The 19,209-nt window shown below is 55.5% G+C and carries 21 protein-coding genes; 9 read left to right on the top strand and 12 right to left on the bottom strand.

Translation table 11 applies throughout. From position 1 onward, the window contains the following. Positions 1 to 23: 23 nt before the first annotated feature. The 3 genes from gloA to BJF97_RS16245 all read right to left on the bottom strand — a co-directional run bounded on the left by gloA (position 24) and on the right by BJF97_RS16245 (position 2,261). Complete coding sequence (gloA, locus tag BJF97_RS16255) at positions 24 to 431, bottom strand: lactoylglutathione lyase (RefSeq protein ID WP_004119471.1); 408 nt, start codon at positions 429 to 431, stop codon at positions 24 to 26. Between the two features lie 79 nt (positions 432 to 510). Then, entirely contained in the window at positions 511 to 1,608 is a 1,098-nt protein-coding gene (locus tag BJF97_RS16250; RefSeq protein WP_032692911.1) for an alkene reductase, read from the bottom strand. Positions 1,609 to 1,661: 53 nt separating this feature from the next. Further along, the gene (locus tag BJF97_RS16245; protein ID WP_014838672.1) at positions 1,662 to 2,261 is read right to left on the bottom strand and encodes a TetR/AcrR family transcriptional regulator; all 600 of its coding nucleotides are present in this window, start codon (positions 2,259 to 2,261) and stop codon (positions 1,662 to 1,664) included. Positions 2,262 to 2,382: 121 nt separating this feature from the next. Between BJF97_RS16245 and BJF97_RS16240 the strand changes: the two genes are divergently transcribed. The 3 genes from BJF97_RS16240 to sodC are packed head-to-tail and all read left to right on the top strand — an operon-like array spanning position 2,383 to position 4,169. Further along, positions 2,383 to 2,643, top strand: a complete 261-nt coding sequence (locus BJF97_RS16240; protein ID WP_162140793.1) for a DUF1289 domain-containing protein — start codon at positions 2,383 to 2,385, stop codon at positions 2,641 to 2,643. 48 nt (positions 2,644 to 2,691) lie between these two features. After that, the gene (locus BJF97_RS16235) at positions 2,692 to 3,588 is read left to right on the top strand and encodes an aldo/keto reductase (RefSeq protein WP_014838670.1); all 897 of its coding nucleotides are present in this window, start codon (positions 2,692 to 2,694) and stop codon (positions 3,586 to 3,588) included. A 59-nt stretch (positions 3,589 to 3,647) separates the two neighbouring features. Then, positions 3,648 to 4,169: a superoxide dismutase [Cu-Zn] SodC gene (sodC, locus tag BJF97_RS16230; RefSeq protein ID WP_004119475.1), complete on the top strand. Its 522-nt coding sequence runs from the start codon at positions 3,648 to 3,650 to the stop codon at positions 4,167 to 4,169. Here sodC and BJF97_RS16225 read toward each other — a convergent pair. The 3 genes from BJF97_RS16225 to BJF97_RS16215 are packed head-to-tail and all read right to left on the bottom strand — an operon-like array spanning position 4,162 to position 7,329. Continuing rightward, positions 4,162 to 6,186 carry an FUSC family protein gene (locus tag BJF97_RS16225; protein WP_014229598.1) on the bottom strand — a complete coding sequence of 675 codons (2,025 nt, stop codon included), beginning with the start codon at positions 6,184 to 6,186 and terminating at the stop codon, positions 4,162 to 4,164. The two genes, sodC and BJF97_RS16225, sit on opposite strands and share 8 nt — an antisense overlap. Beyond that, positions 6,186 to 7,082, bottom strand: a complete 897-nt coding sequence (locus BJF97_RS16220) for an efflux RND transporter periplasmic adaptor subunit (RefSeq protein WP_014229597.1) — start codon at positions 7,080 to 7,082, stop codon at positions 6,186 to 6,188. Before BJF97_RS16220 ends, BJF97_RS16225 begins: the two co-directional genes overlap by 1 nt. Before the next feature lie 10 nt (positions 7,083 to 7,092). Then, complete coding sequence (locus tag BJF97_RS16215; RefSeq protein ID WP_004851455.1) at positions 7,093 to 7,329, bottom strand: DUF1656 domain-containing protein; 237 nt, start codon at positions 7,327 to 7,329, stop codon at positions 7,093 to 7,095. A 171-nt stretch (positions 7,330 to 7,500) separates the two neighbouring features. Between BJF97_RS16215 and slyA the strand changes: the two genes are divergently transcribed. Next, on the top strand, positions 7,501 to 7,941 hold the full coding sequence (gene slyA / locus BJF97_RS16210) for a transcriptional regulator SlyA (RefSeq protein WP_016810099.1): 441 nt from the start codon (positions 7,501 to 7,503) through the stop codon (positions 7,939 to 7,941). Positions 7,942 to 7,982: 41 nt separating this feature from the next. Here the strand turns inward: slyA and BJF97_RS16205 are convergent, their stop codons facing one another. Next, positions 7,983 to 9,335, bottom strand: coding sequence for a sensor domain-containing diguanylate cyclase (locus BJF97_RS16205; RefSeq protein WP_032692910.1), 1,353 nt, complete (start codon positions 9,333 to 9,335; stop codon positions 7,983 to 7,985). A 227-nt stretch (positions 9,336 to 9,562) separates the two neighbouring features. Continuing rightward, a complete protein-coding gene (slyB, locus tag BJF97_RS16200) occupies positions 9,563 to 10,030 on the bottom strand; it encodes an outer membrane lipoprotein SlyB (protein WP_004851450.1) in 468 nt (155 codons plus the stop codon). Between the two features lie 271 nt (positions 10,031 to 10,301). On the opposite strand from slyB, the gene anmK reads away from it, so the two are divergent. From anmK to pdxY, 5 genes are all read left to right on the top strand, one after another. Continuing rightward, complete coding sequence (anmK, locus tag BJF97_RS16195) at positions 10,302 to 11,426, top strand: anhydro-N-acetylmuramic acid kinase (protein ID WP_032692909.1); 1,125 nt, start codon at positions 10,302 to 10,304, stop codon at positions 11,424 to 11,426. A gap of 92 nt (positions 11,427 to 11,518) precedes the next feature. Further along, complete coding sequence (gene mliC / locus BJF97_RS16190) at positions 11,519 to 11,842, top strand: C-type lysozyme inhibitor (protein WP_014229593.1); 324 nt, start codon at positions 11,519 to 11,521, stop codon at positions 11,840 to 11,842. A gap of 57 nt (positions 11,843 to 11,899) precedes the next feature. Beyond that, the gene (gene pdxH / locus BJF97_RS16185; RefSeq protein ID WP_032692936.1) at positions 11,900 to 12,556 is read left to right on the top strand and encodes a pyridoxamine 5'-phosphate oxidase; all 657 of its coding nucleotides are present in this window, start codon (positions 11,900 to 11,902) and stop codon (positions 12,554 to 12,556) included. A gap of 253 nt (positions 12,557 to 12,809) precedes the next feature. Beyond that, entirely contained in the window at positions 12,810 to 14,084 is a 1,275-nt protein-coding gene (tyrS, locus tag BJF97_RS16180; protein WP_032692908.1) for a tyrosine--tRNA ligase, read from the top strand. A gap of 61 nt (positions 14,085 to 14,145) precedes the next feature. Then, a complete protein-coding gene (gene pdxY / locus BJF97_RS16175; protein WP_009654806.1) occupies positions 14,146 to 15,006 on the top strand; it encodes a pyridoxal kinase PdxY in 861 nt (286 codons plus the stop codon). A gap of 47 nt (positions 15,007 to 15,053) precedes the next feature. Here pdxY and gstA read toward each other — a convergent pair whose 3' ends face one another. The 4 genes from gstA to BJF97_RS16155 form a co-directional block, all read right to left on the bottom strand. Further along, the gene (gstA, locus tag BJF97_RS16170; protein WP_032692907.1) at positions 15,054 to 15,659 is read right to left on the bottom strand and encodes a glutathione transferase GstA; all 606 of its coding nucleotides are present in this window, start codon (positions 15,657 to 15,659) and stop codon (positions 15,054 to 15,056) included. Between the two features lie 108 nt (positions 15,660 to 15,767). Next, positions 15,768 to 17,273 carry a dipeptide/tripeptide permease DtpA gene (gene dtpA, locus BJF97_RS16165; protein WP_032692906.1) on the bottom strand — a complete coding sequence of 502 codons (1,506 nt, stop codon included), beginning with the start codon at positions 17,271 to 17,273 and terminating at the stop codon, positions 15,768 to 15,770. Between the two features lie 597 nt (positions 17,274 to 17,870). Further along, positions 17,871 to 18,506: an endonuclease III gene (gene nth / locus BJF97_RS16160; protein ID WP_004851438.1), complete on the bottom strand. Its 636-nt coding sequence runs from the start codon at positions 18,504 to 18,506 to the stop codon at positions 17,871 to 17,873. Beyond that, positions 18,499 to 19,206 carry an electron transport complex subunit E gene (locus BJF97_RS16155; RefSeq protein WP_004851436.1) on the bottom strand — a complete coding sequence of 236 codons (708 nt, stop codon included), beginning with the start codon at positions 19,204 to 19,206 and terminating at the stop codon, positions 18,499 to 18,501. Before BJF97_RS16155 ends, nth begins: the two co-directional genes overlap by 8 nt. Positions 19,207 to 19,209: the final 3 nt, after the last annotated feature.

The following is a 19,209-nucleotide window of genomic DNA, read 5'->3' as shown; positions in this document are numbered from 1 at the left end:
GCACCGCGGGTGCCCGCAGCCGATTAGTTGCCGAGGCCTTTTCCGGCGTCTTTCTCTTCAATCAGTTCAATTTTATAGCCATCCGGATCTTCGACGAAGGCGATGACGGTGGTGCCGCCTTTGACCGGGCCGGCTTCACGCGTCACGTTGCCGCCGTTCTGGCGGATACGCTCGCAGGCTTCGGCCGCGTTTTCAACGCTGAGCGCGATATGGCCATAAGCGCTGCCGAGATCGTACTTATCAACGCCCCAGTTATAGGTCAGCTCAATCACGGCGGTATCGCTCTCTTCGCCGTAACCCACGAATGCCAGCGAATATTTATACTCAGTGTTTTCGCTGGTGCGCAGCAGTTTCATGCCCAGCACGTTGGTGTAAAACTCAATAGAACGTTGCAGGTCGCCAACGCGCAGCATGGTGTGAAGTAAGCGCATAATGTCCCCTATGCAGTTTGTTTTGATACATCAGAGCGTTGAGTATAGCGGCGATAACCCGCCGCTATCAATGGAGGGATTACAGGGTAGGGTAATCGGTATAACCTTCCGCGCCGCCGCCGTAGAAGCTTTCCGGACGCTGCGGATTCAGCGCGGCCTTCTTCTGCAGGCGCGCGACCAGATCCGGGTTGGCAATATAGTCGCGACCGAAGGCCACGGCATCGATCAGGCCTTTACCGATCAGATCGTTTGCCTTTTCCACCGTGTAGGCGCCAGCGCCGATAATAGCGCCCGGGAAGCGGTCGCGGACTTTCTGACGGAATTCATCGCTGTACGGTTGGCCGCCAGCCCAGTCCGGCTCGGACATATGCAGGTAAGCAATACCGCGTTTGGCCAGCGCTTCGATGAGATAGAGCGCGTCGGCTTCTTCATTCGGGCCATTATCGACGTTCTGAAAGCTGCCGATAGGCGAGACGCGAATCCCGATACGGTCGGCGCTCCACTCTTTACTCGCCGCATCAACCACTTCCAGCACCAGGCGAGCGCGATTTTCCACGCTGCCGCCGTACTGGTCAGTACGATGGTTGGAAGAAGGGGAAAGGAACTGGTGCAGCAGGTAGCCGTGCGCGGAGTGCAGTTCGACAAGGTCAAAGTCGGCATCGCGGGCGTTGCCTACCGCCTGGCGGAAATCATCAACGATCCCCGGGATCTCGGCGGTTTCGAGCGCGCGCGGCATCGAGGTGTCTACGCGAATAGCGTGGCCGTTTTCATCACGCAGCGAGGTACGGGTACCCGCGCTAATGGCCGATGGCGCAACCGGCGCGGCGCCACCCGGCTGAATGCTGCTGTGGGAAATGCGCCCGGTGTGCCACAGCTGAACGGCAATACGCCCGTTTTCCGCGTGTACGCCGGCGGTGATTTTTTTCCATGCGGCAATCTGCTCCGGGCTGTGCAGGCCCGGTGCGCCCGCGTAGCCTTTAGCCTGAGCGGAGATCTGGGTGGCTTCGGAAATAATCAGGCCGGAGCTGGCGCGCTGGCGGTAGTATTCGCCCATCAGCGGGGTTGGAATATCGCCCGGTTCAATGCTGCGCAGACGCGTCAGCGGAGCCATAAACACGCGATTCGGTACGGTTACCGCACCCACTTTCAACGGGGTAAACAACTTTGATTCTGACATAATGACTCCTGAGTAGACCGGTCGTCTTGAAACGGGATAAATAAAAACGCCTGTTAAACGGCAGGCGCAGCAATAATACGTTTGGCGTGGGCAAGGGCGCTTTCCAGCGGCGTTGCGCTACGCGTAATTTTAGCCTGCAGATTCGCCCCCAGCCACAGGGAGTAAAGCACCTGCGAGAGCGTTAAGGCGTCGCCGTCAAACGCAAGGCTGCTCTCCTGACGGCCTTTCTCCAGCGCATCGCCGAGGAGAACGATGATCTGGCTGGCGCCTTTATCCATCGCGGTGCGCATATCTTCCGACAGATCGCAGACCTCTGCCGACAGCTTCACCGTCAGACAGCCGCTGATGATGCCCTGCTGGCAAAACTGCGTCAGCGTATGCTGATAGTAGGCCAGGAGGCGATCGCGATAGTTCCCCTCGCCGTGGTCAAAATGATCGACCAGGCGCTGAAGATATCCGGCGTAGTGATGGTCGAGCAGCGCAACGCCAAAGGCTTCTTTAGAGCGAAAGTAGTGATAGAAAGAGCCTTTCGGCACCTCCGCTGTTTTCAGCAGTTCGCTCAGACCCATACCGGTAAACCCTCGATGCATGCAGAGCTGCTCGCCGGTGGCCAGGATATGTTCGCGGGTGTTACATTCACTGTGCTTGTTCATGGCGCTCACTGTAATAGACCGATTGGTCTAATGCAAGTCATAATTAAAAATGCCGCCTGGCGAAGAGGCTGATGAACAAAATTTGCGTACGGCGGATGAAACGTCTTCAATAAAGAAAGAGATGAGCGGCAGGAGAGGCGAAGTGGCTGAACAACTGGAATTCTTCCCGGTACAGAGTCCGTGCCGGGGGATTTGTCAGTCTGATGAGCGCGGCTACTGTCGGGGGTGTATGCGTAGCCGCGACGAGCGTTTCAACTGGCAGAAAATGAGCGATGCGCAAAAGCAGGATGTTTTGCGTCTGTGCCGACAGCGGCTACTGCGCAAATTACGCGCAGCTAAGCAGGATAGTGCGGAAGAACCGCAGCAACCCTCACTGTTTTAAGCCTAAAATTGCGTATACTCAGGGCACTTTTTTATTGAGGAAGCTGTTATGGTTCAGCGTATTGCTATGGCTCCGCAGGGGCCGGAATTCTCTCGTTTTGTGATGGGCTACTGGCGTCTGATGGACTGGAATATGTCCGCTCAGGCGCTGGTGGGCTTTGTTGAGCAACACCTGGATCTGGGCATTACCACCATCGATCATGCCGATATTTACGGTGACTATCGCTGCGAGGCGGCGTTTGGCGAAGCGCTAAAGCTGGCGCCGCATCTGCGCAGCAGGATGGAAATTGTCACCAAGTGCGGGATTGCCACGAAAGCGCGGGCGGAAAACACCATCGGTCACTATATTACCGACCGCGACCATATTGTTCTCAGCGCGGAGCAGTCACTGCGTAACCTTGCCACCGACCATATTGACCTGCTGTTGATTCATCGTCCGGACCCGCTGATGGATGCGGATGAAGTGGCGGAAGCCTTCCTGGCCCTTCACCATAGCGGCAAGGTTCGTCACTTCGGCGTATCGAATTTTACCCCCGCCCAGTTTACCCTGCTGCAGTCGCGCCTGCCGTTTACCCTGGCGACCAACCAGGTGGAAATTTCTCCGGTTCATCAGCCGCTGCTGCTTGACGGTACGCTGGATCAGCTTCAGCAGCTGCGTATTCGCCCGATGGCATGGTCCTGCCTCGGCGGCGGTCGTTTGTTTAACGACGACAGCTTCCTGCCGCTGCGCGATGAGCTGGCGCGCGTTGCTCAGGAGCTGAATGCGGAGAGCATTGAGCAGGTGGTGTATGCCTGGATCCTGCGCCTGCCGTCGCAGCCGTTGCCGATTATTGGCTCAGGGAAAATAGAGCGCGTGCGTTCCGCGGTGGCGGCCGAAAAGCTGAAGATGTCCCGCCAGCAGTGGTTCCGTATCCGCAAAGCGGCGTTAGGTTACGACGTTCCGTAAACCCCATCACCTCCGCAATGGCCTACACTTAGTAGCGACAGAGCCATTAAGGAGGTGTTATGCAACGATGTATTCTCGCCATACTTACCCTGGCCGCGTGCGCAGGCGCGCAGGCGGCCAGTGAAAGCGTCGATATCAATCTTGTCACCAGCCAGAGCGTCGGTCAGGCTATCGGTAGCGTTAAAATCAGCGAAACCGCGAAAGGCCTGGAATTTACGCCAGACCTGAAGGCGCTACCTCCCGGCGAGCACGGCTTCCATATCCATGCCAACGGCAGCTGCCAGCCCGCGATTAAAGAGGGTAAAGCCGTCGCCGCTGGCGCGGCAGGCGGGCACTACGATCCGCAAAAAACCGGTAAGCATGAAGGTCCCGACGGCGCCGGTCACCTCGGCGATCTGCCGTTCCTGGTGGTCAATAACGACGGTAAAGCAACCCAGCCGGTGGTCGCGCCGCGCTTAAAAACGCTGGATGAGGTTAAAGGGAAGGCGCTGATGATTCACGTGGGGGGCGACAATATGTCCGATAGCCCGCAGCCCCTTGGCGGCGGCGGCGAGCGGTTCGCCTGCGGCGTGATTAAGTAGTTCTTTCCGTTAAGGTGCCGGCAATGGGCGCCTGTTCCAGCTGCGACAGCGCGCACCACAGTCGCCAGATAACCGCCGCCAGCTCTTTGGCTGCCGGCTGGTGGTGGTGATTAAGCGCGTCGCAGATGCGCTGCAGCTCCTGCAGCGTCGAGGCGAGTGGCCGCTGCTGTACCCCGCGCTCGCTCATCACATCCCGCAGCAGGCTGATGCATAAATCGCGCACCTGCGATAGCGGGTCGGAACGGGTTTCCCACTCGCGAAGCTGCCACACCACGTGGGAACAGTTGAGCAAAACCACGCCCCAGCGCAGCAGCCAGCGGCGCGCCAGCGCATCCTGGCTATTGCTGAGCTGGCTGATGTGGTGATAAACCAGCGATTCAAATTCATGCTCGCTATGCTGCGGGCGGCGGCTTAGCTGGTCGACAAAGTGACGCCGTAACGCACGGATATGACGGCGGCTTTTACGCGCGTCTGAACCCGGGCTGATGATGGCGAACGCCAGCCAGGCAAGGCCGACGCCGATGATTTTGCCCAGATTATCGTTAAGAAACGACGCGTAGTCGTAGACCGGCGGGTTGGTCACCGAAATAAACGACCCCATAAATACAATCAGCTGCCCCCACAGTCCGGCGAGCTTAGGCATCTGGAGTTTCAGCAGCTGCATGGTGGTCAGCAGGGGAAACAGAAACAGCAAGAACTGCCATAAATCGGTTATCTGCACCATCAGGCCAAACTTCACCACAAAGCTAAAGAGTGAAAGCAGGATCAGGGTACGCATCAGCAGCGTTAGTGACTTAAACGGCGAAGGAGAGACCGAATAGAGCACGCAGCAGATCGCCGCCAGGGTCAGGGCTGCGGCGCAGGCCTGCCATTGGGTGCTAATTCCCCAGGCGCCGACCATCACCAGCGCGCAAAAGGTGCGTACGCCGTTCCATAAGGCTTCGGCCTGATCGGTATGGCGAGCCAGCGCTGGCGCGGAAGGTACGTTAAATTCCGTTATCGCGCTGGCGTTTTCGATGCGCCTGAGCCAGCGGCTGCTCACCAGATAGAGACGACAGAAGTAGCGCAGACGCTTCCAGAAGGCGATATGCCGGTAGTCAGCGTCCGCGGGGGGCGCCAGCGGAGCGATGATGCGGGCAACGCTCAGGGCGTCGGCGTTGGCATGAGATAACGCGTTGAGCAACGACTCCAGTATCTCGCGGGTGCGGGCAGGCGCGGTGGGCCAGTTGAGCAGCATTCGCCGCAGGCTCGAAATCACGCTGGTCATTCGCAGCTGTTGATGCAGCAGGTAGTTCAGCAGCGGGTTTTGCCGACGAAAGCGATAGTGGCTCCAGAAGGCCTGAATGCGCAGCAGATTCATGGTCAGGATTTGCCCGATCACGCTCTCGTGCGCGGTGCGAATGGCATCGGTCGTTTCCGGCACCCACAGCAGGCTGGCGTGTTCCAGCAGGCGCGCATGCATGTTTTTCAGCGCCGTCAGCAGCGTAGCGCCATCGGAGGTGCTCGGTAAGATCATCATCATCAGCCCGCCGCACAAAATACCGACGATGACTTCGCAGACGCGCGACTGGGCGATGGTCCACAGTTCGTTCGCGTCGGTGATATTGATAACCGGGAAGGCGATAATCGCGCAGGTGTAGCCCGCAAGCTGGAAAGCGTAGGCGACGTTATTGGTAAACATCGCGCAGGCCCACGTGCAGAGGGCTATCCACGCCGAAATGCTGAACAGAAACAGCCACGGATCGTTGAGGGTATGCCCGGCCAGCAGCAGCGCCGCGCAGGCGCCGAGCAGGCTGCCGGCAATACGCCCGAAGCTTTTGCTGATCACCCCGCCGACGGTGGGAAAGCTGACCACCGCGGCGGAGGTCATCGCCCAGTAGGGTTCGTCAAGATTCAGCCAGTAGGCGACGCTCAGCGCCAGGCACATGGCAATCCCGTTACGCAAGGCATAGCGCCACTGCGGACGGCTGGCCTTAATCCACGGGAGCGAGCGCCACGTCAGAGCCTGCAGCTTCATTATTGCGCGCCGATGGCTACGGTGCAGGTGGTACCGGAGACCAGGATGGTATCCGGCGGCAAATGATCAAACTCAATACGCACCGGTACGCGCTGGGCAAGTCGGACCCACGGAATATTCGGTTTAATGTTCGCCACCAGATCGCCGCCGCTCTCCACGCTCTGGTCGACGATGGCGCGTCCGATGCTGCTCACGTGACCCTGTAACTTCTGCTTGCTGCTATAAAGAATGATCTGCGCGCTGTCGCCGGGACGGATATTGCGCAGTTTCGTTTCTTCAAAATAACCCACCACGTAGAAGGAGCGGCTATCCACGAGGGCGAAAACCGGGTGGCCAACGGCGGCGTAGTCGCCAACCCGGGTTGAGAGATTGGTGACCCAACCGTCGACCGGCGCTTTTATTTCCGTCTGCGTGAGCTGCCATTGGGCATGATCGAGGGTGGCCTGCGCCACGCCAACCACGGCCTTAGCGGCTTCGAGGTTGGTCGTGGCGGTATTCAGCGCGGTATTGGCGTTTTCTAAATCTTCTGCCGAGATAAAGTTCTGTGATAGATGACGCCGACGGCTGGCATCGCTGGCGGCTTTTTTCTGTTCTGCCTGCGCGCGGGCGACTTCCGCTTTGGCTTTAGCAAGCTGCGCCCGGGCGTTGAGCAGGGCGATTTTATAAGGCGTGTCATCGATTCTGAACAGCACGTCTCCCGCTTTAACCAGCTGGTTGTCGCGCACGTTGAGCTGCAGGATGCTGCCGGAAACCTGGGGTGTGACGCCAACCTGCTCGGCGCGGACCTTGCCGTCGCGGGTCCACGGTGATTGCGTGTAGTAATTCCAGACCAGCCAGGCGGCAATAATAGCCAGCGCGGCGACCAGCAGCGTGGATAAGTATTTTAGTTTCTTCATGTAATGAACATTACCAGATAGTCAGTAAAACCAGCGCCAGACAGACGGAGAGCGCAAAGAAGGAGAGGTCCATTAGCAGGGGATGCCAAATCTCGCCTGCATACATCCAGTCCCGCAGCTGGCGGTGGATAATCAACCAGATAAAAAAGCCCAGCAAAACGGCTTTAAACACGGGAGGGAAATAGACAGAAGCGCCGAACACCAGGTCCTGGAGCGACAATCCGGCAGTGTTAAGACTCAGTTTCACAAGCAAAAATCCTTTGCCGTTGCAGGAAGAATGTTCAGGTTATGCGATTATTCACATTGTAAATCATTGTTCTGATTTTAGTGAATCGGGTAATTCATTTGTTTTGGTAATTTAAATGCTGCACACTATTCTAAAATCAGTATAATAACTTAGCAAGCTAATTATAAGGAGATGAAATTGGAATCGCCACTTGGTTCTGATCTGGCACGTTTGGTGCGCGTCTGGCGCGCGCTAATCGACCATCGCCTGAAACCTCTGGAGTTAACGCAGACGCACTGGGTCACGCTGCATAACATTCACCAGCTGCCGCCTGAACAGTCGCAGATTCAGCTGGCGAAAGCCATTGGTATTGAGCAGCCGTCGCTGGTTCGCACGCTCGACCAGCTGGAGGAGAAAGGGCTTATTTCTCGCCAGACCTGTGCTAACGATCGGCGGGCAAAACGTATCAAGCTTACCGAAAAAGCCGAGCCTCTGATCAACGAAATGGAAGAGGTTATCGGCAAAACGCGTGATGAGATTCTGGCCGGCGTATCTAAGGAAGAGGTGGAAACGCTGCTTAATTTGATTCGTAAACTTGAACACAATATTCTCGATCTCCAGGCAAAAGATTGACCTTAGCGAGGCCTTGAGGACTCTCAAGGCCTCTTTTTTATTCATTCATGCCAGACCACTACGCGGTTACGCCCGCTGTTTTTCGCTTCATACATCGCGGTATCCGCGCGCTTAACGCACTCTTCTGCCGAAACGTGCGCATCCTGCGTGGTGAACACGCCCATACTGATGGTCATTCTCTCCGGTAATCCCTCCTGCTTCTCGCTGACCGACAGGCGGATACGTTCGGCGATTGCCAGCGCTTCGTTGGCGCCGATATTCACCAGCAGCAGGGCAAACTCTTCCCCGCCGATACGCGCGGCAGCGTCGTCCTGGCGCACGTTGTTCTGCAACACGCTGGCAGCAAACTGAATCACCTTATCTCCCTGCACGTGACCGTAGGTGTCGTTGATGCGCTTAAAGCGATCGAGGTCGCAGACGATGACCGACAGCGGCTGTGAAGCGGAAGCCTTCGACAATCGCTGAGTCAGGGTGTCATAGAAATAGCTGCGGTTATACAGCCGGGTCAGGGGATCGCGAATCGAGTTCTGGTAAGAGCGGACGTATCTTTCGTTTGATTCACGATAGAGTATAAAAACGTCACCAAGCAGAATTAAAATCAGAAACAGGGTGCTAAGCGTTTCAAAAAGCCGCGCCTGATTCCAGGAGTGAGCGTTACCGCTAACCGTGGAGAGCAGCACCAGCAGCGTAAAGATATAGGCGGTACAAAAAAAGGCGCCGCTGTACCAGAATATATTACGCAGCCGAGTCAGGCCGATCATTAAAATCAGCGTTAATGACCATATGATAATTAATAGCCAGCCAATGCGATTATGCCATAGTGGCGTAAAGGTATAGGTTAGATTGTCAATGAATTCAATGCTTAGCAACGGCGATTTGCTTGAATGAACCCACGATAATATGAGCGTTGCGCTGATAAAAATAAAACAACTACTGAGCACCGCACCGTGAATTTTTCTTGAGTGGCCGGTAATATGTCGGATGCGATATAAAATAATTGAGGTTATAAATAAAATAGCCATCATCACGTTGCGGAAAAAATAAAAAATCAGCGCGTCATTTTGATTGATCTCGCGCCCCTGAGCACAGACCAGCCAGTCGGGATAGCTGCCTATCGTTCCCAGCATCAGCAGGGCCGAGCAGGTAAACGCGAAGGCTATCGGGGCCAGGTACAGCTGTTTTTTATCACACAGATATTTCATGCCCATAAAGCAGGCAATCATAATATGAAAACCCATCAGTGAAATAGTTAGCACAGGGAAAAGCATGGATGATGTTGTAGAGATACGATGAATTAATGAGGTGGTAATAAAATTAACCACAGCAATAGAAAGACTGCACGCGATAGCGTAAATAAATATCCGGTAGGGTAAGCTTTTTATATTAACGCGCATAGTCAACATCCCTGAAAAATGCGAAGGTGAAACGACAGAATTGCCGCAATGTTTTAAATAATACTGGCTGGAGAATACTTGATGGTGGCGGGCGGAATATTGCGCGGGCGCAAATTAGTGCATGTATAAAAGAAAAATATAAATATATATGAATTATTTATTTACGCTGAGGAAATAATACGTATTTTATATCAATAAGCGGCCCGTCCGGGCCGCAGAGAGAAGATTTAGCGCGGGGAGACCGTCACCTGGCTGCCGCTGCCGGCAATGGCTACGCGCTGGCCGACGGAGAACGGCGTGCTGCCTTGCTTTTGCACTACCATGATGGTGTTACCGTCATCTTTGCGGATTTCCAGCTCAACGCCCTGAGTTTTATTCATCGCGCCCTGTACGCCCTGACCGGCTACGCCGCCGGCGACAGCGCCTGCCGCCGTTGCCAGGGAGCGACCCGTGCCGCCGCCAATGGTGTTACCGAGGAAGCCGCCGAGCACCGCGCCGCCGATGGCGCCGATGGCGTTGCTGTCATCTCCGCCCTGAATCTGCACCGCGCGGGTATGCACAATGGTGCCGTAGGTCACGCTCTGGACCTGTTTGGCTTCAGATGCGGAGTAAACATCGCCGGACAGGCCGCTGCTGCTGACGCAGCCTGCAAGCGTAAAACCAATCATCGAGACAGCCAAAACACGTAAAATCATTTATGAATCTCCTGTTCACCAAGAAGCGTTCTGTTGAACTTCCTTGTAGCCAATTATATGGCATTTAAGCGTCTGCTGGCATAGCAGATGCAACGACTATACAAAAAATAATAATCAGAGTCGTCTCAACCTAAACTAAACACAAGTTCTTTACCCTAAGAATCGGCAGCGCTGCTTGTATTGTTAAAAAGTATTATAACAGCGTAGCTTTGCCCCCTCGTTTATGATGGAGTGTGGGGATATACGAGAGTCATGGAATGAAGGAAAGCGTATGAAATCAGGCCGCTTTATCGGCGTTATGTCCGGCACCAGCCTTGATGGTGTTGATGTTGTTCTCGCAGCAATTAATGAAAATCTGGTTGCCCAGCAGGCCAGCCTGACCTATCCCATCCCCATCGCGATTAAAGAAGATATCCTGGCCATCTGCCAGGGGCAGCAGCTGACTCTTTCGCAGCTGGGGCGTCTCGATACGCGCCTGGGACGGTTATTTGCCGATGCGGTTCTGGCATTGATGGCTCAGGAAAAGCTCAAGGCGGCGGACATCATCGCTATCGGCTGCCATGGCCAAACGGTCTGGCATGAGCCAGCAGGCGATGCGCCGCATACTTTGCAGATTGGCGACAATAACCAGATTGCCGCGCATACCGGCGTGACGGTGGTCGGGGACTTTCGCCGTCGCGATATGGCGCTCGGCGGGCAGGGCGCGCCGCTGGTCCCGGCGTTCCACCACGCGCTGCTGGCGCACCCGGTTGAGCGTCGAATGGTTCTCAATATTGGCGGGATCGCCAACCTCTCTTTGCTGGCGCCAGGTCTGCCGGTGCGCGGCTACGACACCGGCCCGGGCAACATGCTGATGGATGCGTGGGTCTGGCGTCAGCGTGGTAAACCCTTCGATAAAGACGCGCAGTGGGCCAGCGATGGTAAAATTGTGCTGCCGTTGCTGCAGGATATGCTAAGCGATCCGTGGTTTGCGCTGCCGGCGCCAAAGAGCACCGGTCGTGAATACTTTAACTACGGCTGGCTGTCGCAGCATCTGGCGCGTTATCCGGGGCTTCGCGCCCAGGACGTTCAGGCGACCCTTGCGGAGCTGACCGCCGTCAGCATCAGTGAACAGGTGCTGCTCAGCGGGGGATGTGAACGCCTGCTGGTATGCGGCGGCGGGGCGCGCAATCCGCTTCTGATGGCCCGTCTGGCGGCGCTGCTGCCGGGAACCGAGGTATCGACGACCGATGAGGCGGGGATCAGCGGTGATGATATGGAGGCGCTGGCTTTCGCATGGCTGGCGTGGCGGACGCTTGCCGGACTACCCGGCAATCTCCCTTCCGTGACCGGCGCGTCGCAAGCTTCCGTGCTTGGCGCGATTTTTCCGGCCAATCCGCCGCAAAATCAGAGTTAACTGAAATCACCCGCGCCGGTTTCTTCGTAAACTGGACAGCGTTGAGGGAGGGCGTTATGCCTTCCCGGACCGGGAAAGTCGAAGGCAAATTGATGAAAAAAATACTTATTCTTGCTGTACCTTTTATGCTGGCGGGCTGTAGCTACTACAACCAGTTTGTCGAGCGGATGAATACGGACACCCTCGAGTATCAGTGTGACCAGAAACCGTTGACCGTCCATCTCAATCATACTCGCCAGCAGGTCAGCTTTATTTACGATAATCAGCAGCTCAATTTACAGCAGGGGCTCTCCGCCTCTGGCGCGCGCTATACCGATGGCGTTTACGTTTTCTGGTCGAAGGGCGATAGCGCCACCGTCTATAAACGGGACCGTATCGTGCTGGAAAACTGTCAGCTGCAAACCGCCAAACGTTGAGATTTCAGCCATGGGGGCGCACAATAACGCTACCCTTTGATTATTTTCTCAATTGCCATGTCTGATAACGACGAATTGCAGCAAATCGCGCACCTGCGCCGTGAGTATACCCGTGGTGGCCTGCGCCGCCACGATCTTCCCGCCGAACCTCTGGCACTCTTTGAGCGCTGGCTGCGTCAGGCCTGTGACGCAAAGCTCGCCGACCCAACGGCGATGGTTGTCGCAACCGTCGATGAAAACTCGCAGCCTTACCAGCGCATCGTGTTGCTCAAGCACTACGATGAGAAAGGCCTGGTGTTCTATACCAACCTCGGTAGCCGCAAAGCCCATCAGATTGAAAAAAATCCCCGCATCAGCCTGCTTTTCCCATGGCATATGCTGGAGCGTCAGGTGATGGTTATCGGTAAAGCGGAACGCCTTTCAACGCTGGAAGTGGTGAAATATTTCCATAGCCGTCCGCGCGATAGTCAGATTGGCGCATGGGTGTCGCAGCAGTCCAGCCGTATCTCGGCGCGCGGCATCCTTGAGAGTAAGTTCCTCGAGCTCAAGCAAAAATTCCAGCAGGGCGAAGTGCCGCTGCCGAGCTTCTGGGGCGGATTCCGCGTCAGTATCGAACAGATGGAGTTCTGGCAGGGCGGCGAGCATCGTCTGCACGATCGTTTTCTCTACCAGCGGCAAAACTGCGGCTGGCAAATCGACCGACTGGCGCCATAAAGGACGCAAAAATGTTGTGTTAAGCGCTGGTGCATCGTGGCCCGGCGCTTTATTCTATACGCTTCATTTTTCAAGCTGCATCTTTGTTAGCTGCGCCTGCCTGGCTCTGTCGCTTACCTGAGTAAGTTCCCCGGGCTTTCACATGCTTGCCGCGGCGACGCAGCTTGAATAATTTTGCGTAGATATTTTTTTCGCGTCTGGCGAAAAGTCGTGTACCGGCAGAGGTGCAGTCGTTTTATAGATGGAGAATTTGATGGCAAGCAGTAACTTGATTAAACAATTGCAGGAGCGGGGGCTGATAGCCCAGGTGACGGACGAAGAAGCGTTAGCAGAGCGACTGGCGCAAGGCCCGATCGCGCTCTATTGCGGCTTCGATCCCACCGCTGACAGCTTGCATTTGGGGCATCTTGTTCCATTGTTATGCCTGAAACGCTTCCAGATGGCCGGCCATAAACCGGTTGCCCTGGTGGGCGGCGCGACCGGTCTGATTGGCGACCCGAGCTTTAAAGCCGCGGAGCGTAAACTGAACACTGAAGATACCGTGCAGGAGTGGGTAGATAAAATTCGCAAACAGGTCGCGCCTTTCCTCGACTTTGATTGCGGTGAAAATTCTGCCATTGCCGCCAACAACTACGACTGGTTTGGCAGCATGAACGTGCTGACATTCCTGCGTGATATCGGCAAGCACTTCTCGGTAAACCAGATGATCAACAAAGAAGCGGTGAAGCAGCGTCTGAACCGCGACGACCAGGGCATCTCTTTTACCGAGTTCTCCTACAACCTGCTGCAGGGTTACGACTTTGCCTGCCTGAACAAGCTGCACGGCGTGGCGCTGCAAATCGGCGGTTCTGACCAGTGGGGCAACATTACCTCCGGTATCGACCTGACCCGTCGTCTGCACCAGAACCAGGTCTTTGGCCTGACCGTTCCGCTGATCACCAAGGCGGACGGCACGAAATTCGGTAAAACCGAAGGCGGCGCAGTGTGGCTGGATCCGAAGAAAACCAGTCCGTACAAGTTCTACCAGTTCTGGATCAACACTGCGGATGCCGACGTTTATCGCTTCCTGAAGTTCTTCACTTTTATGGACATGGCTGAAATCAATGCCCTGGAAGAAGAAGACAAAAACAGCGGTAAAGCACCGCGCGCCCAGTATGTGCTGGCCGAACAGGTGACCCGCCTGGTGCACGGTGAAGAAGGTCTGGTGGCGGCAAAACGCATTACCGAGAGCCTGTTCAACGGTAACCTGAGCGATTTGAGCGAAGCCGATTTCGAACAGCTGGCGCAGGATGGCGTGCCGATGATCGAAATGGATAAAGGCGCCGATCTGATGCAGGCGCTGGTGGATTCTGAACTGCAGCCGTCCCGCGGTCAGGCGCGTAAAACCATCGCATCCAATGCGGTGACCATCAACGGCGAAAAACAGTCCGACCCGGAATACGCATTTGTTGATGCCGACCGTCTCTTTGGTCGCTACACCTTACTGCGTCGCGGTAAGAAAAATTACTGTCTGGTCTGCTGGAAGTAATTGCGTAAAGGCAGGGGCGTGGGAAACCGCGCCCCTTATTTTTTGCTCTCAGGTAATCAAGATGAAGAATATCCTCGCCATCCAGTCCCACGTTGTGTTTGGCCATGCGGGCAACAGCGCCGCTGAATTTCCGATGCGCCGCCTTGGCGCCAACGTCTGGCCGCTTAATACCGTACAATTCTCCAACCATACCCAATACGGAAAGTGGACCGGCTGCGTGATGCCGCCAGCGCATCTGACGGAAATTGTTCAGGGGATTGCCGATATTAACCAGCTTCAGCGCTGTGACGCGGTATTAAGCGGATACCTGGGATCGGCGGAACAGGGCGAACATATTCTTGGCATCGTGCGTCAGGTGAAAAGCGCCAATCCGGCCGCGAAATATTTCTGCGATCCGGTCATGGGGCACCCTGAAAAGGGCTGTATCGTAGCGCCCGGCGTCGCGGAGTTTCATGTACGCTATGCGCTGCCGGCGAGCGATATTATTGCGCCAAACCTGGTTGAGCTGGAGATCCTCTGCGGGCATCCGGTGGCGAACGTTAACGAAGCGGTGCTGGCCGCGCGCGAGCTGATTGCACAGGGGCCGGAAGTGGTGCTGGTGAAGCATCTTTCGCGGGCCGGGCTGAGTATGGATCGTTTTGAAATGCTGCTGGTCACCGCGCAGGAAGCCTGGCATATCAGCCGTCCGCTGGTGGATTTTGGCATGCGCCAGCCGGTGGGCGTCGGCGATGTCACCAGCGGGCTGCTGCTGGTTAAGCTGCTGCAGGGCGCGGGACTGCGCGATGCGCTGGAGCACGTGACCGCCGCGGTGTATGAAATCATGCTTGCGACAAAAAATATGCAGGAGTATGAACTACAGGTTGTGGCGGCTCAGGATCGCATCGCGCAGCCGGAGCACTACTTCAGCGCTACGCAGCTTTAAGAGGTGTGAGAACAACTTGCCCGACCTGCGTCGGGCAAGCATCGGCTTCACTTCAGCCCTTCAGCCTCAAGGGCGGCGGCAACCGCAGGCCGGGCGGCAACGCGCTTCATCCAGGCTGCAATATTGCTATAGCCTTCCATATCCAGCTTCACGGCGTACGCCCAGCGCAGTACGGTGAACAGGTAGCCATCGGCGATAGTGAAACGGTGCCCGTTAATCCACTCTTTATCTTCCAGGCATTCGTTCACGTACTGCATTTTTTTGTCCAGCAGCGCGCGAGCGACAGGTTTGTAATCCTCCGGCGTATCCGGGCGAAACAGCGGGGTAAAACCTTTATGCAGCTCCGTCGCAACGTAGTTTAGCCACTCCAGCGTCTGATAGCGGGTGATGCTTCCCACCGGCGCCAGCAGCTGGCGGTCCGGCACGCGATCGGCGATATATTGCATAATGGCCACGCCTTCCGTCAGCAGCACATCATCGTCCAGCAGCAGCGCCGGTACCTGACCCTTCGGGTTGATCTGCAGATAATCATCCCCGTTTTCGAGACGTTTCTTCATCACGTCAACGCTCTGCAGGGTGAAGTCCAGCCCGCTTTCGCGTAGCGCGATATGCGAAGCAAGAGAACAAGCGCCGGATTTGTAGAACAGTTTCATCGGTAACTCCTCGTGGCTGCGGTTTCCTGTATGTTAGTCCGCCCAGGGGTAAAAAAAAACCGCTAACAGCGCGTTAGCGGTTTAAATTTATGGGTTTTCCCGGGGAGCTTAAGCCGTAGCGGTATCGCTGGCTTTTGCCGTTTTATCGTCGTCCTGGGTCATACGGTTCAGCTTCGGCGCCGTCATGAGCATCAGGATGGCGATAATGCCGGTGGCGACACCGATATGCAGGAACACGCGACCGTAAACTTCCAGCGACATCAGCGGGTCAGTCACGTTATCCGGCACCGCCATCATGTTCGCCACGTAGCCGCCGATCAGGTTGGCGCCAGCAGTAGTCAGGAACCAGCTACCCATAATGAAGCCCATCAGGCGCTGCGGAACCAGCTGTGCCACCATTGCCAGACCCAGACCGGAAATCATCAGTTCACCGATACTCTGCAGGCCGTAGCTGATCACCAGCCAGCTGACGTTTACGATGCCCGCGTCGCTGGCGAACTTAGCGCCCAGCGGCAGGACAAGGAAGGCGCCGGAGCACAGGACCATACCAATAGCAAACTTCATCGGCATCGGCAGGGTATCGCCCATCTTGTTATAAATGGCGGCCAGAATCGGGCTACCGATAATGATCCAGAAAGGGTTCAGCGCCTGGTACTGCTCAGGCTCGAAAGCGATGCCCAGCAGAGAGTGTTCAACGTTGCGAATCGCAAAGAAGTTGAGGGAGGTTGGCATCTGGCTATACAGAACGAAGAAGATAATCGCCTGCAGCATCAGGATGAAAGCGACGATCATTTTACGACGGGCCGCGCCCTGCATCGCGAAAGCTTCTTTAGCGAAAATAACGATGATGCCCAGCGCAACCACGCCCAGCGCCATACGTGCAATACCCTGGTTGTGCAGCAGCCAGGTTGCAATCGCGATGAGAACCACCACGCCAACGATAGTCGCCAGCAGCTTACCTACCTGCAGCGGGGCGAAGTCAGGCTTCGAGCCGTACTGTTTAACCCAGCGCTGGCAGAAAGCGAAATTGACGATGGTGATAACCAGGCCGACAAAGCTCAGGGCGAAAGCGACGCTCCAGCCAAACTTCGCCGCCAGCCACGGCGTGGCCAGCATAGAGAAGAAGGAACCGATGTTGACGGACATATAGTACATGGTAAATGCACCGTCCAGACGCGGGTCGTTCTTTTCATAGCAGGTTGAGAGCAGGGAAGAGGGGTTAGCCTTAAACAGGCCGTTACCGACGGCAATCGTCGCCATACCCATATACACGATGCCCGCATCGTGCCCGGACCACGCTACCAGGCCGTAGCCGATAGCCAGAACGATTGCGCCGAGCATGATGACGCGCTTAGTGCCAAGCACCTTGTCGCCCAGCCAGCCGCCAATCGCCACCAGACCGTAGACCAGCGCGCTAAAGGAGGAGAACAGAGTAATAGAGTCCGCTTCTGACATACCCAGCTGTTTAACCAGGTAAACGGCCATGATCCCTTGCAGGCCGTAGAAACCAAAACGTTCCCACAGCTCAATAGAGAAGATGAGATAGAACGAACGTGGTTGTTTGAAAGCGTTTAAACTTACGCTTTCTGTTGGTTTATTGTTTGCAGTCGACACAAATACCTCTTTTTTTACATCCCATATTAACGGGGGGTGTTCGGGGCGCAATCTTCTCAGACCGCCGCCTTTATAGTTATTCTGGAGGGAAAACGGCAGGTAATGTTCACTATCCTGCCCCTTCAGGCAATAGCTTTGCAATAATCTGTTACACATATTCCATGCGGCATAATACACCGCCTACTCAAATGTTATTCAGAGTTAAATTTCAAGGTTTAGCCAAAGGTAGAGTTTTTATCTGCTGGAATCCGAAGTTTTTCGCATAATGGCGATATGTTCGGCTGTATGCGCTTGCATCCAGTGATATAGCCCGTAATCCTAAAAATTGATGGGTTATTGTGTTGGTATTTAACTTAAGGGTATTTGAATCAGCAGGTTTGCACGCAAAAGCGTTAACATTAAATCAACAATAAATTGACCAGGTGATCTCGATCACAAATGTATAGAAATTTTGCCTCTAAAAAAAATGAATAAGCTGGCCGATGATTATATAACCGCATAATCACCCGCAACAGCGCGAAAATGATGGCGTGAATGTCGATGAAGGCGGGGGAAAAGCAGCGTCATCACCCTGATGGATAATGACGCGATGCGTGTTCAGAGATCGACCTTCTCTTTGTACTCGCAAAGGTCTTCTATCAGGCAGGAGCCGCAGCGCGGTTTGCGGGCAATACAGGTATAACGACCGTGCAGGATTAACCAGTGATGGCAGTCGACTTTAAATTCCGCTGGAACCACCTTTAACAGCTTTTCTTCGACCTGTTCAACGTTCTTACCGGGCGCGAATTGTGTCCGATTGCAAACGCGGAAGATATGCGTATCGACGGCGATTGTCGGCCAGCCGAAGGCGGTGTTGAGTACCACGTTCGCGGTTTTACGGCCGACGCCGGGAAGCGCCTCAAGGGCCGCCCGATCTTCCGGCACTTCGCCATTGTGCTGCTCAAGCAGGATACGACAGGTCTTGATGACGTTTTCTGCTTTGCTGTTAAACAGGCCAATAGTCTTGATATACGACTTCACGCCCTCAACGCCCAGTGCCAGCATGGCCGCCGGCGTGTTGGCGACCGGGTAGAGTTTTGCCGTCGCTTTGTTGACGCTGACGTCGGTGGCCTGCGCCGAGAGCAGGACGGCAATCAATAATTCAAACGGCGAGTGAAAATTCAGCTCCGTGGTGGGGTGCGGGTTGTTATCCCTGAGCCTGGTGAGGATCTCCAGGCGTTTACTCTTATTCATTCCAGGCTTTTCCCGTCACATCAGACGGCGCAACGACATCGGCTTGTACCGCTTTAGCTTTGCGCTGTTTGCTACGTTCATCGATAAGGTATTTTACCGCCAACATCATACCGAGGCCAATAAATGCCCCCGGCGGCAGCATCGCCAGCAGAAACGGCGTATCGGTATGAAATACTTCAATGCGCAGAACTTTAGCCCAGCTGCCGAGCAGGCTATCGGCACCGTCAAACAGGGTACCGTTGCCGAGAATTTCCCGCATTGAGCCGAGCACAAACATCGCACAGGTGGCCCCCATGCCGATGGAAAAACCATCCAGCGCCGACAGCGCCGGGCCTTTTTTCGCGGCAAAGGCCTCAGCGCGCCCAACCACGATACAGTTGGTGACAATCAGCGGGATAAAGATCCCCAGAGACTGATAGAGGCCGAACGCGTAGGCGTTGATCAGCATCTGCACGACGCTCACCACCGAAGCGATGATCATGACGTAAATCGGAATACGGATTTCCGCCGGTGTCCAGCGGCGCAGGCTGGAAATGGTCAGGTTCGTCAGGGTGAGCACCAGCGTCGTCGCCAGCCCAAGGCCAAGGGCGTTGGTGGCGGTCGAGGTCACGGCGAGTAGGGGACACATCCCCAGCAGCTGAACCAGCGCGGAGTTGTTTTTCCACAACCCCTGAACAATAACGTCTTTTACTTCGCTCATGAT

This window comes from Klebsiella sp. LTGPAF-6F (assembly GCF_001753185.1).
Classification (GTDB): Bacteria; Pseudomonadota; Gammaproteobacteria; order Enterobacterales; family Enterobacteriaceae; genus Klebsiella; species Klebsiella michiganensis.
The sequence above is the reverse complement of the archived record's forward strand: the minus strand, read 5'-3'. Positions and strand labels throughout refer to the sequence as shown.

What these genes read in the sequence shown, in the direction of transcription:
- gloA (WP_004119471.1), bottom strand. Translation starts at nt 431, where the DNA reads ATGCGCTTACTTCACACCATGCTGCGCGTTGGCGACCTGCAACGTTCT.
- BJF97_RS16250 (WP_032692911.1), bottom strand. Translation starts at nt 1,608, where the DNA reads ATGTCAGAATCAAAGTTGTTTACCCCGTTGAAAGTGGGTGCGGTAACC.
- BJF97_RS16245 (WP_014838672.1), bottom strand. Translation starts at nt 2,261, where the DNA reads ATGAACAAGCACAGTGAATGTAACACCCGCGAACATATCCTGGCCACC.
- BJF97_RS16240 (WP_162140793.1), top strand. Translation starts at nt 2,383, where the DNA reads ATGAGCGGCAGGAGAGGCGAAGTGGCTGAACAACTGGAATTCTTCCCG.
- BJF97_RS16235 (WP_014838670.1), top strand. Translation starts at nt 2,692, where the DNA reads ATGGTTCAGCGTATTGCTATGGCTCCGCAGGGGCCGGAATTCTCTCGT.
- sodC (WP_004119475.1), top strand. Translation starts at nt 3,648, where the DNA reads ATGCAACGATGTATTCTCGCCATACTTACCCTGGCCGCGTGCGCAGGC.
- BJF97_RS16225 (WP_014229598.1), bottom strand. Translation starts at nt 6,186, where the DNA reads ATGAAGCTGCAGGCTCTGACGTGGCGCTCGCTCCCGTGGATTAAGGCC.
- BJF97_RS16220 (WP_014229597.1), bottom strand. Translation starts at nt 7,082, where the DNA reads ATGAAGAAACTAAAATACTTATCCACGCTGCTGGTCGCCGCGCTGGCT.
- slyA (WP_016810099.1), top strand. Translation starts at nt 7,501, where the DNA reads ATGAAATTGGAATCGCCACTTGGTTCTGATCTGGCACGTTTGGTGCGC.
- BJF97_RS16205 (WP_032692910.1), bottom strand. Translation starts at nt 9,335, where the DNA reads ATGCGCGTTAATATAAAAAGCTTACCCTACCGGATATTTATTTACGCT.
- slyB (WP_004851450.1), bottom strand. Translation starts at nt 10,030, where the DNA reads ATGATTTTACGTGTTTTGGCTGTCTCGATGATTGGTTTTACGCTTGCA.
- anmK (WP_032692909.1), top strand. Translation starts at nt 10,302, where the DNA reads ATGAAATCAGGCCGCTTTATCGGCGTTATGTCCGGCACCAGCCTTGAT.
- mliC (WP_014229593.1), top strand. Translation starts at nt 11,519, where the DNA reads ATGAAAAAAATACTTATTCTTGCTGTACCTTTTATGCTGGCGGGCTGT.
- pdxH (WP_032692936.1), top strand. Translation starts at nt 11,900, where the DNA reads ATGTCTGATAACGACGAATTGCAGCAAATCGCGCACCTGCGCCGTGAG.
- tyrS (WP_032692908.1), top strand. Translation starts at nt 12,810, where the DNA reads ATGGCAAGCAGTAACTTGATTAAACAATTGCAGGAGCGGGGGCTGATA.
- pdxY (WP_009654806.1), top strand. Translation starts at nt 14,146, where the DNA reads ATGAAGAATATCCTCGCCATCCAGTCCCACGTTGTGTTTGGCCATGCG.
- gstA (WP_032692907.1), bottom strand. Translation starts at nt 15,659, where the DNA reads ATGAAACTGTTCTACAAATCCGGCGCTTGTTCTCTTGCTTCGCATATC.
- nth (WP_004851438.1), bottom strand. Translation starts at nt 18,506, where the DNA reads ATGAATAAGAGTAAACGCCTGGAGATCCTCACCAGGCTCAGGGATAAC.
- BJF97_RS16155 (WP_004851436.1), bottom strand. Translation starts at nt 19,206, where the DNA reads ATGAGCGAAGTAAAAGACGTTATTGTTCAGGGGTTGTGGAAAAACAAC.